We start from the raw sequence: 17,753 nt of genomic DNA, 5'->3' as shown, positions 1-17,753 counted from the left end.
GTCTGACTTTGGGAGTGAGAAATGAAAACATTTCTGCGCAGTTGTTCTATTGCTGTTTTCATCTTTATTTCCGGATGCAGCACTAGTCCAGAATGGCGTCAGAATGCGATTTTCGCCACTCCATTACAACCTTCTTTACAACAAGAAGTGATATTGGCTCGTATAGAACAAATTCTTGCGAGTCGCTCATTAACCGAAGATGAATACGCACAGCTTTTATATGAGCGTGGTGTGCTGTATGATAGTCTCGGTTTACGAGCTTTAGCGCGTAATGATTTTTCAATGGCGCTATCAATAAGACCAGATATGCTAGAAATTTTTAATTTTCTAGGTATCTATTTTACGCAAGCAGCGAACTATGATGCTGCTTATGAAGCGTTTGATTCTGTTTTAGAGCTTGATCCAACTTACAATAATGCGCGTTTTAATCGTGGTATCGCTTTATACTACGGTGGCCGATTGAAATTGGCGCAGGATGATCTGCAGGCGTTTTATCAGGTCGATCCAAATGACCCCATTCGTTCGCTTTGGTTATATCTTGTCGAAAAAGAGATAAACACTGATTTAGCTAAACAACAGTTAAAACAGCGATACCAGCAGGCGGATAAAACGGGGCAATGGGGATGGAATATAGTTGAGTTTTATTTAGGCAACATTAATGAAAAAGCGTTAATGTCAAAACTACATGAAGCCTCAACCGATAACACTTCGCTCGCTGAGCATCTTAGTGAAACTAACTTCTATTTAGGTAAGTATTACCTAAGTCTGGGGGACATGGATAGCGCAGAAGCGTTATTCAAGCTGACGGTTGCCAACAACGCACATAACTTTGTTGAGCACCGCTACGCATTGTTGGAATTAGCACTGTTAGGCCAACAAGAAGACCTAGCGGAATCGGACCAGCAATAGCTGACGAACATTTCTCTGATCAGTTTGAAAGCCATCATCTGCATAGGATGAGGGCTTGTTTGTTCGTTTAATAATATAATTTGAGCCAGTTCACATTTTAGATGATAAAGACCGACAAACCATGCGGTATGTTATGTCAACTGGCTGCCATAATGAATGAGGCACAGTGACATGACTACTGAAACCGATATGACTTTTGCTGATCTAGGTTTATCAGCACCTATTTTGACTGCACTGAATGACTTAGGCTACGAGAAGCCTTCTCCAATTCAGCAACAATGTATTCCTTTCCTTTTAAACGGCAATGATGTTTTAGGTATGGCACAGACTGGTAGTGGTAAAACCGCTGCATTTAGCCTGCCGTTATTACACAATCTTGATGAATCATTAAAAGCACCACAAATTTTAGTTTTAGCACCAACTCGCGAGCTCGCTGTTCAGGTTGCTGAAGCCATCGAAGATTTCTCTAAGCATTTACCAAAAGTAAATGTAGTTGCACTGTATGGTGGTCAGCGTTATGACGTTCAATTACGTGCATTACGCCAAGGGCCACAAGTGGTTGTAGGTACACCTGGTCGTTTATTAGACCATTTAAATCGTGGCACATTAGATTTATCTAAACTGAAAGGTTTAGTTTTAGATGAAGCTGATGAAATGTTACGTATGGGCTTTATTGAAGATGTTGAAAATATCTTAAGTAAGATCCCAGCAGAACACCAAACTGCGCTGTTCTCTGCAACAATGCCAGAAGCTATTCGTCGTATTACACGTCGCTTCATGAATGATCCTAAAGAAGTTCGCATTCAAAGCAGCGTAACAACTCGTCCAGACATCAGCCAAAGTTACTGGATGACATTTGGTGCACGTAAAAATGAAGCATTAATTCGTTTCTTAGAAGCTGAAGATTTTGATGCGGCGATTATTTTCGTACGTACCAAAAATGCAACATTAGAAGTTGCAGAAGCATTAGAGCGTAATGGTTATAACAGTGCTGCATTGAATGGTGATATGAACCAATCACTGCGTGAGCAAACCTTAGAGCGTCTGAAGAATGGTCGTTTAGATATTCTTATTGCAACTGACGTTGCCGCTCGTGGTCTTGACGTTGACCGTATTAGCCTTGTTGTGAACTATGATATCCCTATGGATTCAGAATCTTATGTTCACCGTATTGGTCGTACAGGTCGTGCGGGTCGTGCGGGTCGTGCAATTTTATTCGTTGATAACCGTGAACGTCGTTTACTGCGTAACATCGAACGTACAATGAAGATGACTATCCCTGAAGTAGAACTGCCAAATGCAGAACTTATCAGCCAACGTCGTCAGGAAAAATTTGCACAGCAAATTGCTCAGCAATTAGAAACAAGCAACCTTGACCAATATCGCGCTCTGTTACCTAAATTAGCGCCACAAGGCGAAGAAGCGTTAGATATGGAAACACTGGCTGCGGTATTATTGAAAATGGCTCAAGGTGAGCGTGCGCTTATCCTGCCACCTGATCCAGTTCGTCGCCCTCGTCGTGAATTTAACGATCGTGATGATCGTCGTCGCGGTGATAACGATCGTGAACGTGCTCCTCGTCGTGAACGTCGTGATGCTGGTGAAATGGATTTATACCGTATTGAAGTGGGTCGTGATGATGGTGTTGAAGTTCGTCATATCGTCGGTGCAATTGCTAACGAAGGCGATATTAGCAGCCGTTATATTGGTAATATCAAACTGTATGGTTCTCACTCAACAATCGAGTTGCCAAAAGGTATGCCAACTGACTTATTAGGCCACTTTACACGTACACGTATCATGAACAAACCACTGAATATGCAATTAGTGGGTGATGCTCAATCTCAGCCTTTCCGTGAGCGTCGTAATAATAGCCGTCGTGATGGTCAACCACAAGGTGGTCGTCGTTTTAACAATGGTGATCAACCACAACGTCGTGGTAATAATGACCGCGGTGGTGAGCGTAGCAACGATCGTGGTGGCGAGCGCGGTAACTTCCGTGGTCGTAACAACGAAGGTACTCCACGTCGTCGTAGCAGTTCTCATAACCAATAAGAGTTGGTAATTAACTTAATTTTAAATTGAGTTGATGATAAAAAATAAAACCAGTCAATGAAAGTTGGCTGGTTTTTTTATAAAGTAGAGATAAATAGTTATTCCATTGGGTACATTTTATTGGCATATTCCATGAGTGCATTATTACTTCTGCGGATGCATATAGATGCATCTATCCCACTTCTTTTACATTCTTTTAATTTTGTCTTTAATTCTAGAGAAAATAAAATGTAATCCCATTTTTTTATATATTCTTGATATTCTTTACTACCATTTTCAGCAGTCCATTTTGCATATTCTTTAGCTTTGTTTAAATCTTGAGGAATACCTTTTTCACCATGTAAATAGATAGAAAAAAGATTCTCACAAGCAATAATAACTCGATTTCCTTTTATTCGGCATGCTTTATCATAGTATTTAATTGCTTTGCTAATATCTTTTTTAACACCATACCCATTTTTAAAAACAGCAGCTTGATAGAAAAGAGCTGCTCCATGATTAGGTTCCAATATTAATGTTTTATTTAAAAAATGACGTGATAATTCGCATTGATTTTTATCACTTTCATGAGTGATTTTATATTTTAAATTAGAACATCCAATAAAGAAAATTGAAGCAATGAGATAGCTATCATTAGCATTATTATTTTTTTTTGCTTTTTCAATAAGAGAAAAAACAAGTTTTTTATTTTCAGGATAAGGGGCAATAAAAGGTAATTGAGGGTTATACCGTAACTCTAATTTATTATATCCGGAAATTAACATTTTATCTGTAACAATAGGATATTCATTTCCAAATGAAGAGCTACTAATAATGAATAAACTAAAAAATAACTTATTAAATATTTTCATTCTATTGTCCCAATAGATTTGATGTTGCTAAAATTGTATTTTTAATTGGATTTATAAATTGATTTATTGGGATTGATTCACTATGATGAGAAGAAGGAAAACGAGCCATCTCATTGATAATATTGTTCATTAATTGTTGAGAAATTTTATTATTATCAGTATTAGGTTTTTGATGCAATAAAACATCAGTAATCAATGTTCTATTTCCATTATCCCAGTTTACAAAGGATTCTAATTGATGAAAATTATTATTTAAATCATAGAAATGGCTTTTAGTTATATTAAGTTCTATATAATTAATACCAGCTTTATCTAGCGAATAGAGTTCATCTTTTTGTGTTATTCCATCTGAATTTTTATCTTGCCATACTTTTAATTCAGACCAAAGATTATCACCTTTATCTATTAATTTATTCCTGTTACTATCTAAGTATGAAAGTGCTAAAAATCCATCTTGAGCTTTAGTGTTATTTGGTAACAAACTTCTATCACCAAATAATTCTTCTCCATTATCTATAACCCCATCATTATTTTTATCCCAAACTAAAAAACCATCATCTGGATGGATCCAGCCTGTTTGAATAGGAGTCTTATTACTATCAAAGTCAAACGCTATATTTGAATTGCTAGAAAGTGTTTGTATTCCATTAGCATTTAAATCGATAGCTAATGGTGTTCTATAATTATCTGCTGCATGTTTTAGATTCTCATAAAGATCATCTGGTTGAAATGCAATATAAATGTTTTTAAATCCTGATATATCCAAAACATGTTGAACGAATTGACCGCAATTATTAAAAAGAAGATTATATTTTGGTGGAAGTTTTTCACCTGTTTTATATGTATGTAATAGTGTGAACAGTTTTTCAAAATTTTTAGCAAAGGGCCAATTGTATGATCTAATTGATAGAGTGGATGCATCTGGATAACGAAGGTGATCATTAAATGAAAAATTATCCTCACTTGTCTTCATATTATCACCAGGGCTAAAACCGATGGTAATAACTTCCCTTTCTTCGGTAACAGGATCCCAGCCTCTAATACCAATAAATGTATGCCCAAAAGTTGAAGTTTGGTCTGTTTCTCCATGTTCATGGTAGATTTTACTGCCTGATGGGGCAACGAATATTGTTACTTCAGGATGTCCATATTTACTATAATAAAAATTTCCGTTATATTCACCGTAAATATTCATATCTTCTACTTTATGAATTGAATAGTGCTTTTTCTCTTTCATAATGATCTCTTATCCCTAAGATTTATGTTAAAAAAATAAATTTATTATTAAACTAAAATTAAACTTTTAATTTGTCTACTTATGGTTTTTATTAGAATAATTAACTTTCTGTTTATTTTTTATTTAATTAAGATTTAATGGTTAGGTTAGTAGTCACCGTTTATAACTTGTGGTTTTTAATTAAAAATTATGTGTAAATATTTTAATTTTTATTGAGTTAAATAAAGAATATATATTTATCAATGCGTTGGTGATAAATAAGATTTAAGTAATAATAAAAAAGTGAATTATTAACAGGGTATGAAATTATAATGAATAAAATAAATAAACTAGAATTACGTTGTATTCAGCATGGGGCGAATACTCAACATACAGATTTTAATTTTTATATTGATGGTAAAGCCCTGGATGAGTGGTTGGGATTTGATAAACAAACAGATTTGCGCTTTTCAGACTTTGATTTAGACCTTATTGTGGTTGATAAAGCTTATTTCCCTAATTACGATCGCCATAAAATTATTTGTAGCAAAATAGAGCAGTTTTTGGGTACTAAACCACTTTATACCCAATTAGATAATAATAGGCTGGTGCTATATCGTTGCCATTGTGGTTGTGATTATTGCTCTGTGATTTCTTGTGATTTAGATATTACGAAAGATTATGTGCAATGGAATAATATTACTTATGAAGATGGATTAGATAGAGAAGATGCCCTAGAGCTTGATGAACATGGAATTACTCCGATTAAACAACTTATTTTTAACCGTAAGCAGTACCAACAAGTTTTTGATGAGTATTTAGAACAATACTTATAATTATCTAAATACTCATTTATTATGGGATTTTATTAATTAACTTAAGCCAATCGCTTCTTTTAACGGTTTTAGATATCGACGGCTAACAGGAATTTGGCTGTTATTGTGTAAGATCAGTTCAGCTTGCCCATTATCACCAAAAATAATCTCATTAACATAATCCATATTGACTAAATATTGGCGATGACAACGAACTAATTGTGTGCGTGTTTCTAGTGTACGTAGTGTTAATTCAGTAAAACCTTCTTGGCCTTGATTATTCGTGACATAAACACCACTGAGTCTTGAGGTGGCAAATATGGCTTCATCAATTGGCATTAACCAAATACGGCTATGTCCGGTACATGGAATGCATTTTAAGCGTTCTTCTGGCGGGGTTAATAAATCAATATTTTGTTTATTACCTTGGCGTAAACGGTTTAATGTTTTTGTGAGACGTTCCTGCTCTAAAGGTTTGAGTAAATAATCAAAAGCATGTTCTTCAAAGGCTTGGATCGCATATTCTTCAAATGCAGTTAAAAAAACAATATAAGGGCGATGTTCAGGATCTAGCATTGTGACCATTTCAAGTCCAGTAATGCGAGGCATTTGAATATCAAGGAAAACAACATCAGGTTTTTTACGATGTATTTCTCCTATGGCTTCAATAGCATTACTGCATTCACCAATAATATGAATATCCTTTTCAACTTCAAGTAAACAACGTAAATTCTCACGAGCCAGTGGCTCATCATCAACGATTAATATATTCATTGTTATGTAACGTTATCCATGCTTTTTTCTAGAGGTAAGCAAATTTTCACCTTTGTATATTCATCAGCTTGGCATTCGACTAAAACACCATAAAGCTCGCCATAGCGTAATTTTAATCGCTTATCCACCAACCTCATGCCTAATCCTAATTCATGGGAAGAAGATTGAGGTCGATAAAGCCCCGCATTATCACTGATTTCAATAATGATCAGATGATGCTCTTGGTGCGCTCTAATTGTAATCTTTCCGGTGTCTAATAACTGTGATGTTCCATGTTTAATTGCATTTTCGACCATCGGCTGAAGCGAAAAAGCCGGTAAACGAGCATTGGCTAAAGTTTCTGGAATGTGAATATCAATCTGTAAACGATCTTGAAAACGGGCTTTTTCAATTTGCAAATAAGCATTTACATGTTCGATTTCATCACTTAATGTCACAACTGCTTCCGGTCTTTTTAAGTTCTTACGAAAGAAAGCAGAAAGAAATTGAACTAATTGTTTTGCTTGTTCACTATCACGACGAATAACGGCTTGTAGTGTATTTAACGCATTAAAAAGAAAATGTGGATTTACTTGTGCATGTAGAAGTTTAATCTCTGATTCTAAAAGTGATTGTTTATTTCGCTCATATTGCCCTGCCAGAATTTGTGCAGATAATAAACTGGCAATACCTTCCCCTAAAGTACGGTTAATTGAACTAAACAGGCGATTTTTAGCTTCATAGAGTTTTATTGTCCCAATGACTTGGTTATTTTCACCTCTTAGCGGAATAACTAAGGTTGATCCTAGCTTGCAATGAGGAGAAAGAGTGCAACGATACGGAGTTTCATTACCGTCAGCATAAACAACTTCATTATTATTAATTGCCTGTTTCGATTGTTCTGATGAAATAGGGGTACCAGGTAAATGGTGATCAGCGCCAATGCCAATAAAGGCGAGCAGTTTTTCTCTATCAGTAATAGCAACAGCACTGACTCTTAATTCTTGATAAATGACTTTTGCAACTCGAGTGCTATTGTCTTGATTAAATCCTTTACGCAAAATACCTTCGGTGCAAACGGCAATTTTTAATGCTTGTGCTGAGAAAGCGCTGGTGTATTTTTCAAATATTGCCCGTCTATCTTGTAATATTCTAATAAACATTGCCGCACCAATAGTGTTTGCAACAATCATTGGTGCTGCAATATCCTTAACTAAGGCAAGAGCTTCATTAAACGGGCGGGCTAATAATAAAATAATACTCATCTGTATTATTTCGGCAAAGAAAGTTACCGCTGCCGCAGTCCATGGATTAAATATTCGATGCATTTGGCCACGTTTGACATAATAGCGGTGAACTAATCCACCAATTAATCCCTCTGCAATAGTAGAAACCATACAACTCAGTGCTGTCATACCTCCGAGAGAATAACGATGTAATCCTCCCGTAAAGCCAACAAGAAAGCCAACATATGGGCCGCCGAGTAATCCCCCCAAGACGGAGCCAATCGCACGAGTGTTAGCAATAGAGTCATTAATGTGCAATCCGAAATAGGTACCCATAATGCAAAAAATAGAGAAAATGACATAGCACATCAACTTATGAGGTAGCTTTATTGTGACCTGTAAAAGCGGCGTAAATAGAGGTGTTTTACTTAAAAACCAAGCAATAATTAAATAAACACACATTTGCTGTAATAACAGCAAAATAAGATCAAATTCATACATAGGTATTGAGTACCGTTCTCTTTTTCATCTGATTAATATAAAAAGTTCAGATAAAACGGGGCTATTAATTAGGCAATAAAGTTTGATATAAGAGTAACTTAATCGCGCTTTCAAAGAAAATATTCCTTTGCATCAGTGATCTGGCGCACAAAATTCTTAAAGAAATTCTGAGTTATTGTGTAATATAACTCTGTCAGTGAGTGTTCTACTTCACTATTAAGGTCTAATCGTTATATGAAAAAAAGAACCATTTATCTTATTTTATTAATGCTAATACTAATTGCATTAGCCGTACTTTTCCGCGCGCATAATCAATATTTATTACTGCAAGGGGAAGTCGATGCACCAGAAGTGATTGTTGCCTCAAAAGCTAAAGGCCGTGTAATTGAGCGCCATATAGAGCGAGGTGATGATGTCAAAGCCGGGCAATTAATGATCACATTAGAAAGCCCTGAACTTAATGCACAAGTTGCGGCACTCGAAGCGGCGAAAGCACAAGCGCAAGCTCAATTAGATTTATCACTACATGGCACAAGAGAAGAGAGCATTCGTAATTTAGAAGCAGTGTTATCTCAAGCCAAAGTAGAAGCTAGTAATGCGACACGAGATTATCAGCGTATTAACGCAGTAGCTAATCAAGGTTATGTCTCAGCAACCGAGCTGGACAATGCACGTCGTAGTCGTGATGTTGCATCACAACGAGTAAGAGCTGCCCAAGCAGAATTAGATGAAGCTAAAAATGGCGATCGCATTGAGTTACGTCATAAATACATGGCTGCGGTACAACAAGCAGAACAACAACTTATCGAGCTGAAGATCCAACAAGACGATTTACACGTCAAAGCACCTGTTGATGGTGAGGTTGGGCCAATTCCGGCAGAAATTGGTGAGCTTTTTAATGCTAATAGCCCACTTGCGACACTCATTCGCATTCCTGATGCCTATTTTGTTTATAACCTTCGCGAAGATATTTTAGCGGATATTCGCAAAGGTGATCGCATTACTATCATTATTCCTGCTCTGGGCAACAAAGAAGTCGAAGCGGAAATTCGCTATATCGCTCCGATGGGTGACTACGCAACAAAAAGAGCGACAAGAGCAACGGGTGATTTCGATTTAAAAACGTTTGAAATTCGACTGTATCCTGTGACGCCGATTGAGGGACTACGTCCTGGAATGAGTGCGTTATGGCGCTGGGATAAATAAGGGCGAATAATGAGAGTAAAAGCAGCTTGGCGTGGCTTTAGTAGCGCATTTTCACGAGAAACTCATATGGCAGTTCGTAGCCCCGTTTTTCACTGGCTGAGCTGGCTGTTTCCATTGATGTTATTCACGTTAATTAGTGCTAACTTTTCTGAAGGTACATTGCTGAATTTGCCCGTTTCAGTGATCAATAACGATAATAGCCCATTATCGAGAACACTGATCAGAGACTTAAATGCTGGCTCCCATGCGCAATTAAATACACTAGATGGCAACCCTCGTACAGCAATGGAGCGGTTAGGTAGTGCAAAAGATTACGCTATATTGACCATTCCTCGCCATTTTGAAAGTGATGTATTAGCAGGAAAGCAACCCACCACACGGATGTATTACAATGGGTTGTATTATGCCGCGGGGAGTTACGCGATACAGGATTTTAGTGGCCTTATTGCAGAACTTAATGCACAGTATCGCACTGTTTTAGCACAAGAAATGAATAAGCCTGTACCGCCATTGGCAAAAGTCACGCTCTCTTATGACAGCTTATTTAATGCCAGCGGTAGTTATATCTATTATCAGCAATTTGCCGCTACGATCCATATGCTTCAGTTATTTGTCGTGACCTGCACGATTTATTCGTTGTCACGAGGAAATATGCTGTTGAATATTAAGCCTTTTACGTTTGCATTGATTGGTAAACTTTCTCCTTATACGTTATTTTTCTTAACATTATTAATTATAGAGCTTGCAGCATTGGTGCATTTTTCAGGTGCCAAAGTAAATGGCAATCCACTCTATATGGTACTTGTTGGGTTCTTTTATATTATCGCGGCACAAAGTGTGGGGTTACTGCTTTTTGCGTTTACCAATAGTGCGATCACTGCATACAGTATGATAGGTATGTTAGTGAGTATTGCCTTAGCTTTTTCAGGTATGGCGGTACCAGAACTTTCCATGATATTGCCTGCACAAATTATCTCTAATCTAGAGCCTTTAACACATGCTTTAAATGCGATGTTTGATATCTTCTTAAGAGAAGTATCACTACAAGGTATTTTGTATGTTTGTTCGCTCTTGCTGATTTATCCTTTTGCTATCGCCTTCTTAATTCGTAAACGTATTTTTAAACGATTAGAATTACAGGTAGGTGTTGCATGATGCAAATGTATTTCCAAACCTTTAAGCGTGTATTACTCGGTATGTTAGAAAAACCGATGTGGATGCTATTGATTGTGTCACTTTGCGTTATGAGTTTGGTTTATGCTAAACCCGTGTTATGGGATCTACCCGTTGCGGTCATTAATCAAGATCACAGCCCTGCGAGCTACTCTCTTATTCGCTCATTAAATGCAACACCAAAGCTCAGTATCAAGAATTACGATAGTTTAGATGAAGCTCGCCACGATATGATCATGCGCGAGCTATTTGCCATCATTATTGTGCCAACGAATTTTGAAAAGAAACTTCTTAATGGTAAAGATGTCACTGTTCCTGTGTTTGGTGATGCTACAAACCGACTTGCCAGTGGGCAAATTCAGCAAGAATTGATGTTGGCTTATCAGCAGTTATTAGATGCTTATAATGGACGTATTTTGAGAAATGCTGGTTTTAGCATTGAACAATCAACGATTTTGCTAAAACCTATCCAAGGTGAAACGATCGCAATGTATAACCCTGGTGTTAGTTTTGCTGCGATTATTTTTCCTGGTCTATTAGTTATGTTATTGCAACACTCCCTTTTAATTGCCTGTGTACGAGTCAGTATTGCAGTAAGAAGTACGCCGAAAGGAAAACCACCACTAGCGGTTTATTTAGGGGCATTATCTGCACTTATTCCTATTTGGTTATTTTTGTCGGCTGTATTCTTTGCATTATGGCCTTGGGTATTGGGTTATCGCCAAGAGGCTCCACTTTATCAAGTCTGGATGCTGACATTTCCATTCTTATTAGCGGTCTTAGGGTTAGGTAAATTAATTACAGAATGCTTACGCAGTGTTGAGATGATTTATCTGACATTGGCATTTGTAACAACACCTGTGTTTTATATTTCTGGCACGATATGGCCACTACAAGCTATGCCAGATTGGGTGTTTGCCATTTCATCTGCATTACCGTCTACATGGGCTGTAAACGCGATGGCAGGGATTAACCAAATGGGGCTGTCATTCCAAAGTATATTGGGTGATATCGTGATGATGCTTGTTTTAGGTGTGATTTATACGGTATTAGGTGTGCTGGTGGGTATGCTACGTAATGGTGAGTTAAGACATATTACACACCAATTTAAACATTGGTTACATCACCGTGGATCTAAATAGGTTTTAATTCAAGAAATATCTCAAGATTTATTTAAATGAGGCGCCAGCTAACGCTAAGAGTAGTTGGCTTAGAACATGACAAATCCACTCTATTATAGATGAAACAGAGTGGATAAAAGACTTATTCTACCAACTCCAATCCAGCTAGTTTACGCCAATAACCATTACAGTCATGGTGATGGATAGTTGTAAGAGGATGTTGGCCTTCTGCATTTTGGCGAAATTGTTGCAAGGTATCAAAAATAGCGTCAGATTCAGGTGAAAGCCGGATAATATCCACTAAATCTGCCATTGATGTTTGATCGTTACCCAAGTTGTAACAATAACCGCTTTGTGTCTGAATACCATTTAATACAAAAACTTGCTGATTTTCTTGTGATAATACTTCACGGCCTTGTGGGTATTTTTGGCAACAAGTTTCACAATCATCTTTAGAGCGATTTTCAGAACGAGCAGTAAAACAACGTGCTGAATAAGCTAAAGGAAGATGTCCATAAGCCAAGACTTCGACTTCAAATTTATTCCTAATATCCAATGTTTCACATTGGTTTAGAAGGTTACTTAGCCATTCACGAGAAAGTTCTACAGGCATACACCAACGTATCATGCCTTGTTTATACAATAAACGTAGCGCATAAGCGTTGTAGCAATTTAATCCGTGACCCGCAACAAAAGGAAGATTGCGCTCATAAAGCATATTGATGACGCCAAAATCATGGGCTTCAATTAAAAACTCGCCGTTATCAACCAGCTTAGTAATTTCTTTCAATTCAGAAGGCGCTTGTAATAACGCTAAGGTAGAAAGAACCACTTGTTTGCCACTTTTAGCGACTTCTTTGGCGAGATTAATCCAATCTTGAGGTTTAGTTTCTCGGCGTTTACTGCAAACTGTTTCGCCTAAATAGATAATATCAGCATCACATTGTTTTGCTTTTTCATAGAACGCTTCGAGTGTAGATTTTTGCCAATAATAAAGTACAGAGCCTAATGCATATTTCATTTTCTTATCCTTATTATTGCCATTTACGGTGATAAGCACCCAATGTTGTTTGTGTTCCTTCTGAAATTTTTCCTAAGGCATTCATCCAACGAGGATCAGTGTTAAAGCTTTGGGGATCTTTCTTACATTGATCAATTGCCGTTCTCCAAACTCTTGCGACTTCTGTGACATAAGCGGGGCTACGCTGGCGACCTTCAATTTTGACAGAGGCAATATTCATTGCCATTAATTCAGGTAATAGGGAAAGGGTATTTAGGCTAGTTGGCTCTTCTAATGCATGATAACAATGGTCATCAACAAAATAGCGTCCCTTGCACAGTGTTGGGTAGCCTGCATTTTCATCAGGCGCATAGCGATCTATCAGAACATCATTAAGGCGAGATTCCATTCCTTGTGGTGTCTGTTGCCAGCGTACAAAACGCGCAGGAGAGCAAGCACCTACCGTATTGGGTGATTCACCGGTTAAGTAGGAAGAAAGATAGCATCGGCCCTCAGCCATAATACACAAGCTTCCGAAGGCAAAAACTTCTAAAGGTACTGGGCTAGTTTGTGCTAATTGTTTCACTTGATGAATAGATAGAACACGAGGAAGAACAATACGAGCAACATCAAAATTGCGTTGATAAAACTCAATTGCCTGTGTATTGGTTGCTGAGGCTTGTACAGAAACATGGCGTTCAATATGAGGATAACGCTCAGCCGCATATTCTAGCATCGCAATATCTGCCAAAATAAGCGCATCAGCACCCAAAGATGCCGCCATATCAACGGCCTTTTGCCAGCGTTCAAATCCATTAGGGTGAGCAAAGGTGTTTATTGCAATATGTAGTTTTCGCTGGTGGCGATGAACATAATTAACTGCTTCTTGTAGCTTCTTTTCTGTGAAATTCAAACCTGCAAAATGTCTTGCATTAGTATCATCTTTTAAGCCGATATAAACGGCGTCCGCACCATTATCTATGGCTGCTTTTAAGGCAGGTAAATTACCCGCAGGGCACAGCAATTCCATCTTCACTTCCCTTTAGAAATTAAGAATGATCGGAAATTGTAATGAGTAAGATAAAAAAAGGTTTTGATTTAAGGCAGAGAAGTTTGTTTTTTACTTAAGTAAAATCAAAGAACTCAAAAAGCGAACAATGGATTAACAGAATATTGATATAGGATCGCAGAATATCTGTTCATTTCTGGCACAATAGCCCCTAAATTTATTTATAGGAGTCCGAACGTGTTTAACAAAATTCGTACCCATTTGGTAAAAGAGGGGCCTCGTTTTTTACGTTACCCTTTACAAGTTACCCCATTTGCTTTGCAACGCGATATTTTAGAACAGTTTTTAAGTTGGCAGTTTCGTGAATCTCTTGCAGAAGGTGATTTACACTTTTTAGAAGATAAATGGCTAAAAGTAGAGATAAGAGACTTACATTTACAGTGGTTTATCAGTGTTCGTGATGATAAATTAGTGGTTAGTCGCTTAGAAAAAGAAGATGTCAGCTTTAGTGGTAATGCTAATGATCTTATTTTAATTGCAGCTCGCAAAGAAGATCCTGACACCTTATTTTTCCAACGCCGTCTACAAATTGAGGGTGATACAGAACTCGGGTTATATGTTAAGAACCTGATGGATGCAATTGAATTAGACTCAATGCCATCTGTGTTGCGTTTTGGTTTATTACAACTGGCTGAATTTGTAAAAAGTGGACTTCAAGAAGAAACTGAAGACAAAATGCACAGCCATGAACTGAGCTCAACTTCATGCTAATACGTGTTGAAATTCCTGTTGATATTCCTGCTATTGATAGCCTTTTGCGCCAAGTGTTTCCGACAAGCCCTGAAGCTGATTTAGTCGGGCATTTACGTGAAGAAGGTCTATTAACATTAGGCATGGTGGCTATTAGCGATGAAGGCCAATTAGTTGGCTATATCGGTTTTACACCAGTTGATGTTGATGGAATAGATTGTCAGTGGGTTGGTCTTGCGCCACTTGCTGTTGCACCAGAGTTCCAAAACCAAGGTATTGGACGCCAACTGATTAATGAAGGGTTAGATAGCCTAAATGAATTTGGGTATGGCGCAGTCGTAGTGTTGGGAGATCCTAAATACTATCAAGTATCGGGTTTTATTCCTGCTAAATCTCAAGGCTTACATTGTAAATGGCCTGATACAGAAGAGGCATTTCAGCTTTATGCGTTAGATAATGGCAATGTTGAAGAGATCCACGGTTTAGTCAACTACTCACCTTTATTTGACCAGTTTAGCTGATCCGCTTAACTCATTTTATTTATCCTGTATTAAATACAGTGCAATGTCTGAAGGCTGGTCTGTGATCAGCTTTTCTTTTTGCCATTTTTTTAACTGCTTTAATTGGTATTCAAGCTGAGAGGCTCGTTGCCTATCGCCAACCTGACAATAAAATTCTAATAATAAAGGTCCTTTTCCTTTTAATGCTTTCGCGCCAGTTCCATCCTGATGCTGTTGAAAACGGCGCTCAACATTTGTTGTGATCCCGGTATAAAGATAGCCAAGACGATTTCTAACAATATAGAGTGACCACATTGTGTCAGCCATCATTTTTTCCTTTTCGTGCTACTTTTTCTTTTGATAAATAATATTTCTTAGTTTTTGAAGTGAGTAATTTAAACCATGTCAAAAATAAATCTATTAAATATATCAATATGTTGTGAAATTTTTGTGACAATAAAATTTATAATTTAAAAAATAACATTCAATTTTTTTGAAAATGAACAGCAATTATTGCTAATTTTAAAGTTAAATTAAAGCGCATAATATGATCCACATCACAGAGACACACTCCGCGATATCTGACAAAATTAGAATTAAATTGGAGTTTATTATGAAAAAATCTACATTAATCGCTGCAACATTCGCTTTAAGTGCTATTTCATTTGGTTCAATGGCTGCTGATAGCGTATCAAAAAGTCCTTCTGTCAATGGTGAGTATATCACAATCACAGGTAGTGATACTTTAGATGGCTTAACCACCAAAATTGCTCAAATCGCAAAAGATGAAGGAGCAAAAGGCTTTAAAGTTGTTGGCGCAACTGGTGAAGATTACCTCACTGTTAATGCTGAAATTTATCGTTAATTTTAACTATTTTCGATAAATAATCTGTAATAAGAGACACGCGGTAAGACGCTCGTTTTGATGATATAATTATCATCTAAACAGCGTCTCTTTTTGTTTCTATGCAGGTATATAATGACTTCTCTAGACTCGATCAAATTAATTAAACAATATATACACAATAACTATGTGTTCACCTTATGTACAACATGTTCATTGAGTGATATTTGGTGTGCTAATTGTTTTTATTGGTTTGATGAATGTCAGATGAGGCTCGTTTTCCTTTCTGAAAAGAAAACTCGTCATGCTCAAATGATGCAGGAAAATTTATTAGTTGCAGGGAGTATTAGCACACAAGAAATTGCAGTATCCGATCTGCAAGGTATTCAATTCACAGGTTCTGTTGCTTTACTGGCAGGTAAGGACGACATCAACGCAAGAAAACATTATTGTTTACGTTTTCCTGTCGCATTAGCCGCCATCCATGTGCCTTTATGGGAATTACAATTACAAGAAATTAAGATGGTCAATAATCAGTTAGGTTTTGGGACTAAGCTGTATTGGCAACGTCATTAAGCCTCTTATGTTCTTAACTTCTTATTATTCCCAAAAATAATGACTTTTTTGTTCCCACCCTTTTAAAGACATACAAGAGGTGTAGAAGGTTTTTCTGTCTTCTTGATTAATGTCTTCAACATAGCTTTCTGTCATTGGTACACGTTCAGTGTAGGTTTTTTTATCCCCACAGTGATCTTTATCATCTTTACGACATGTTTTTTGTACATCGCGATAAACAGTACGTTGTAGTACTTCTTTACGAATAGGGTAGCGAGTATTTGCATCAAGTTCACAAAGCATTTTAGCTTCTTGTAATGTGTAATCTGATGCACCTTTAGGTTCCCAAGTACTGCTACAACCAGAAAGTAAAACTATTGAAAATAAAGGGAAGAGTGCTAATTTCATATCAAATATCATCATAAAAAGAATAGTTAAGAGTGTTAATAATAAAACAAAACTAATCACTCTGACTATCTTTTTTGAAAATGATTCGCATTTGATAACGGAGGTGATTAAATGATAATGATGAAAGAAAAAAGCCCATTATGAAATGGGCTTTTAGGCGTTACTCAAATGATGAAAGATTTTTTTCTATCTCAGCATCTATTTCAGTATGCTGGAGATGTTTAGCACCGAGTTTCTTTTTCAATTCGGTACCTAGCTTCACGAGTTGTTCTCGATTCGCTTTAGACTGCTTTTTACCCCATTTTTTTAAATGGTAGTTCAGCTCATGATCTTCAGAAAAGCTTACATATTTATTATCACTTAAAGGCATACATCCTCCAGTTAATTCAATGTGTATTATTTCAATTTATGGATCACCTGATTACTACTACCACGCCACAGTAATGCGGGATCATAAAGTTCTTGCACGAACTTCCCATCAATCAGTACGTTAATATAGTTAACGACTTCTTGCTGCTCTGGGGTTAAGTCAGCCAGTAAGTAGCCAGTCCAAACCCAAATATCTTTCTCAGGGCATTCCGTTTTAACGCGTTTTACCAATTTTAATATAGCAGAAAGATTTTGAGGGTGTAGAGGATCGCCACCTGAAAGTGATAATCCTTGGCGTTTAATACGATTGTCTTGTAGATCAGCAATGATCTGATCTTCCATCTCTTGGGTAAACGGCTTACCTGACGTTAATGACCACGTTGATTTGTTATAACAGCCTCGGCATTGGTGTATGCACCCTGCAACAAACAGGGTGCAACGTGTACCTTCACCATTCACAACATCAACAGGGTAATATTGATGGTAATTCAC

At 37.2% G+C, this 17,753-nt stretch carries 20 protein-coding genes; 10 read left to right on the top strand and 10 right to left on the bottom strand.

All coding sequences use genetic code 11. The annotated features are described in order from the left end of the window. Nucleotides 1-21 precede the first annotated feature (21 nt). Nucleotides 22-909 carry a lipoprotein NlpI gene (gene nlpI, locus ABN217_RS11510; protein ID WP_197269641.1) on the top strand — a complete coding sequence of 296 codons (888 nt, stop codon included), beginning with the start codon at nt 22-24 and terminating at the stop codon, nt 907-909. A 171-nt stretch (nt 910-1,080) separates the two neighbouring features. Beyond that, the gene (locus ABN217_RS11505; RefSeq protein ID WP_072069562.1) at nt 1,081-2,964 is read left to right on the top strand and encodes a DEAD/DEAH family ATP-dependent RNA helicase; all 1,884 of its coding nucleotides are present in this window, start codon (nt 1,081-1,083) and stop codon (nt 2,962-2,964) included. Nucleotides 2,965-3,062: 98 nt separating this feature from the next. On the opposite strand, the gene ABN217_RS11500 is transcribed toward ABN217_RS11505, so the two are convergent. Both ABN217_RS11500 and ABN217_RS11495 read right to left on the bottom strand, forming a co-directional pair. Further along, nucleotides 3,063-3,815: a tetratricopeptide repeat protein gene (locus ABN217_RS11500; protein ID WP_197269640.1), complete on the bottom strand. Its 753-nt coding sequence runs from the start codon at nt 3,813-3,815 to the stop codon at nt 3,063-3,065. Between the two features lies 1 nt (nt 3,816). Next, complete coding sequence (locus ABN217_RS11495; protein ID WP_340894795.1) at nt 3,817-5,052, bottom strand: SPM autocatalytic domain-containing protein; 1,236 nt, start codon at nt 5,050-5,052, stop codon at nt 3,817-3,819. Between the two features lie 311 nt (nt 5,053-5,363). Here ABN217_RS11495 and ABN217_RS11490 point away from each other — a divergent pair, with 311 nt between their 5' ends. Continuing rightward, nucleotides 5,364-5,867, top strand: a complete 504-nt coding sequence (locus ABN217_RS11490) for a hypothetical protein (protein ID WP_340894797.1) — start codon at nt 5,364-5,366, stop codon at nt 5,865-5,867. Between the two features lie 36 nt (nt 5,868-5,903). Here ABN217_RS11490 and btsR read toward each other — a convergent pair whose 3' ends face one another. Further along, nucleotides 5,904-6,620, bottom strand: coding sequence for a two-component system response regulator BtsR (gene btsR / locus ABN217_RS11485; protein WP_072069560.1), 717 nt, complete (start codon nt 6,618-6,620; stop codon nt 5,904-5,906). 2 nt (nt 6,621-6,622) lie between these two features. Beyond that, nucleotides 6,623-8,326: a sensor histidine kinase gene (locus tag ABN217_RS11480; protein WP_072069559.1), complete on the bottom strand. Its 1,704-nt coding sequence runs from the start codon at nt 8,324-8,326 to the stop codon at nt 6,623-6,625. Nucleotides 8,327-8,560: 234 nt separating this feature from the next. On the opposite strand from ABN217_RS11480, the gene ABN217_RS11475 reads away from it, so the two are divergent. From ABN217_RS11475 to ABN217_RS11465, 3 genes are read left to right on the top strand one after another with little or no spacing between them, the layout of a single operon-like run. Further along, a complete protein-coding gene (locus ABN217_RS11475; RefSeq protein WP_072069558.1) occupies nt 8,561-9,532 on the top strand; it encodes an HlyD family secretion protein in 972 nt (323 codons plus the stop codon). Nucleotides 9,533-9,541: 9 nt separating this feature from the next. Beyond that, entirely contained in the window at nt 9,542-10,687 is a 1,146-nt protein-coding gene (locus ABN217_RS11470; protein ID WP_340894807.1) for an ABC transporter permease, read from the top strand. After that, entirely contained in the window at nt 10,687-11,847 is a 1,161-nt protein-coding gene (locus tag ABN217_RS11465) for an ABC transporter permease (RefSeq protein WP_164525868.1), read from the top strand. The genes ABN217_RS11470 and ABN217_RS11465 overlap by 1 nt, the downstream gene beginning before the upstream one ends. 121 nt (nt 11,848-11,968) lie before the next feature. On the opposite strand, the gene ABN217_RS11460 is transcribed toward ABN217_RS11465, so the two are convergent. Further along, nucleotides 11,969-12,847, bottom strand: coding sequence for a U32 family peptidase (locus ABN217_RS11460; RefSeq protein ID WP_196554275.1), 879 nt, complete (start codon nt 12,845-12,847; stop codon nt 11,969-11,971). A 13-nt stretch (nt 12,848-12,860) separates the two neighbouring features. Further along, nucleotides 12,861-13,856, bottom strand: coding sequence for a ubiquinone anaerobic biosynthesis protein UbiU (gene ubiU / locus ABN217_RS11455; protein WP_072069554.1), 996 nt, complete (start codon nt 13,854-13,856; stop codon nt 12,861-12,863). 216 nt (nt 13,857-14,072) lie between these two features. On the opposite strand from ubiU, the gene ubiT reads away from it, so the two are divergent. Next, nucleotides 14,073-14,606 carry a ubiquinone anaerobic biosynthesis accessory factor UbiT gene (gene ubiT / locus ABN217_RS11450; protein ID WP_072069553.1) on the top strand — a complete coding sequence of 178 codons (534 nt, stop codon included), beginning with the start codon at nt 14,073-14,075 and terminating at the stop codon, nt 14,604-14,606. After that, nucleotides 14,600-15,106 (top strand): GNAT family N-acetyltransferase, encoded by a 507-nt coding sequence (locus tag ABN217_RS11445; RefSeq protein ID WP_196554276.1) that lies wholly within the window; start codon nt 14,600-14,602, stop codon nt 15,104-15,106. Before ubiT ends, ABN217_RS11445 begins: the two co-directional genes overlap by 7 nt. Before the next feature lie 15 nt (nt 15,107-15,121). Here ABN217_RS11445 and ABN217_RS11440 read toward each other — a convergent pair whose 3' ends face one another. Next, complete coding sequence (locus ABN217_RS11440) at nt 15,122-15,412, bottom strand: GIY-YIG nuclease family protein (protein ID WP_196554277.1); 291 nt, start codon at nt 15,410-15,412, stop codon at nt 15,122-15,124. A gap of 286 nt (nt 15,413-15,698) precedes the next feature. Here ABN217_RS11440 and ABN217_RS11435 point away from each other — a divergent pair, with 286 nt between their 5' ends. Next, nucleotides 15,699-15,950, top strand: a complete 252-nt coding sequence (locus ABN217_RS11435) for a YdgH/BhsA/McbA-like domain containing protein (RefSeq protein ID WP_115351203.1) — start codon at nt 15,699-15,701, stop codon at nt 15,948-15,950. A 114-nt stretch (nt 15,951-16,064) separates the two neighbouring features. Further along, nucleotides 16,065-16,505, top strand: a complete 441-nt coding sequence (locus ABN217_RS11430; RefSeq protein ID WP_196554278.1) for a YhbP family protein — start codon at nt 16,065-16,067, stop codon at nt 16,503-16,505. A gap of 24 nt (nt 16,506-16,529) precedes the next feature. Here the strand turns inward: ABN217_RS11430 and ABN217_RS11425 are convergent, their stop codons facing one another. The 3 genes from ABN217_RS11425 to nrdG form a co-directional block, all read right to left on the bottom strand. After that, nucleotides 16,530-16,892 (bottom strand): hypothetical protein, encoded by a 363-nt coding sequence (locus ABN217_RS11425; RefSeq protein WP_082151806.1) that lies wholly within the window; start codon nt 16,890-16,892, stop codon nt 16,530-16,532. 160 nt (nt 16,893-17,052) lie between these two features. Further along, nucleotides 17,053-17,262 (bottom strand): hypothetical protein, encoded by a 210-nt coding sequence (locus ABN217_RS11420; RefSeq protein ID WP_023583554.1) that lies wholly within the window; start codon nt 17,260-17,262, stop codon nt 17,053-17,055. Nucleotides 17,263-17,288: 26 nt separating this feature from the next. After that, entirely contained in the window at nt 17,289-17,753 is a 465-nt protein-coding gene (gene nrdG / locus ABN217_RS11415) for an anaerobic ribonucleoside-triphosphate reductase-activating protein (RefSeq protein ID WP_072069548.1), read from the bottom strand.

Origin of the sequence: Proteus sp. fly-1067, assembly GCF_040139345.1 — a bacterium.
GTDB lineage: Bacteria > Pseudomonadota > Gammaproteobacteria > Enterobacterales > Enterobacteriaceae > Proteus > Proteus vulgaris_B.
The sequence above is the reverse complement of the archived record's forward strand: the minus strand, read 5'-3'. Positions and strand labels throughout refer to the sequence as shown.

Excerpts from the sequence above, each read along its gene's own strand:
- nlpI (WP_197269641.1), top strand. The coding sequence starts at position 22 with ATGAAAACATTTCTGCGCAGTTGTTCTATTGCTGTTTTCATCTTTATT.
- ABN217_RS11505 (WP_072069562.1), top strand. The coding sequence starts at position 1,081 with ATGACTACTGAAACCGATATGACTTTTGCTGATCTAGGTTTATCAGCA.
- ABN217_RS11500 (WP_197269640.1), bottom strand. The coding sequence starts at position 3,815 with ATGAAAATATTTAATAAGTTATTTTTTAGTTTATTCATTATTAGTAGC.
- ABN217_RS11495 (WP_340894795.1), bottom strand. The coding sequence starts at position 5,052 with ATGAAAGAGAAAAAGCACTATTCAATTCATAAAGTAGAAGATATGAAT.
- ABN217_RS11490 (WP_340894797.1), top strand. The coding sequence starts at position 5,364 with ATGAATAAAATAAATAAACTAGAATTACGTTGTATTCAGCATGGGGCG.
- btsR (WP_072069560.1), bottom strand. The coding sequence starts at position 6,620 with ATGAATATATTAATCGTTGATGATGAGCCACTGGCTCGTGAGAATTTA.
- ABN217_RS11480 (WP_072069559.1), bottom strand. The coding sequence starts at position 8,326 with ATGTATGAATTTGATCTTATTTTGCTGTTATTACAGCAAATGTGTGTT.
- ABN217_RS11475 (WP_072069558.1), top strand. The coding sequence starts at position 8,561 with ATGAAAAAAAGAACCATTTATCTTATTTTATTAATGCTAATACTAATT.
- ABN217_RS11470 (WP_340894807.1), top strand. The coding sequence starts at position 9,542 with ATGAGAGTAAAAGCAGCTTGGCGTGGCTTTAGTAGCGCATTTTCACGA.
- ABN217_RS11465 (WP_164525868.1), top strand. The coding sequence starts at position 10,687 with ATGCAAATGTATTTCCAAACCTTTAAGCGTGTATTACTCGGTATGTTA.
- ABN217_RS11460 (WP_196554275.1), bottom strand. The coding sequence starts at position 12,847 with ATGAAATATGCATTAGGCTCTGTACTTTATTATTGGCAAAAATCTACA.
- ubiU (WP_072069554.1), bottom strand. The coding sequence starts at position 13,856 with ATGGAATTGCTGTGCCCTGCGGGTAATTTACCTGCCTTAAAAGCAGCC.
- ABN217_RS11445 (WP_196554276.1), top strand. The coding sequence starts at position 14,600 with ATGCTAATACGTGTTGAAATTCCTGTTGATATTCCTGCTATTGATAGC.
- ABN217_RS11440 (WP_196554277.1), bottom strand. The coding sequence starts at position 15,412 with ATGGCTGACACAATGTGGTCACTCTATATTGTTAGAAATCGTCTTGGC.
- ABN217_RS11435 (WP_115351203.1), top strand. The coding sequence starts at position 15,699 with ATGAAAAAATCTACATTAATCGCTGCAACATTCGCTTTAAGTGCTATT.
- ABN217_RS11430 (WP_196554278.1), top strand. The coding sequence starts at position 16,065 with ATGACTTCTCTAGACTCGATCAAATTAATTAAACAATATATACACAAT.
- ABN217_RS11425 (WP_082151806.1), bottom strand. The coding sequence starts at position 16,892 with ATGAAATTAGCACTCTTCCCTTTATTTTCAATAGTTTTACTTTCTGGT.
- ABN217_RS11420 (WP_023583554.1), bottom strand. The coding sequence starts at position 17,262 with ATGCCTTTAAGTGATAATAAATATGTAAGCTTTTCTGAAGATCATGAG.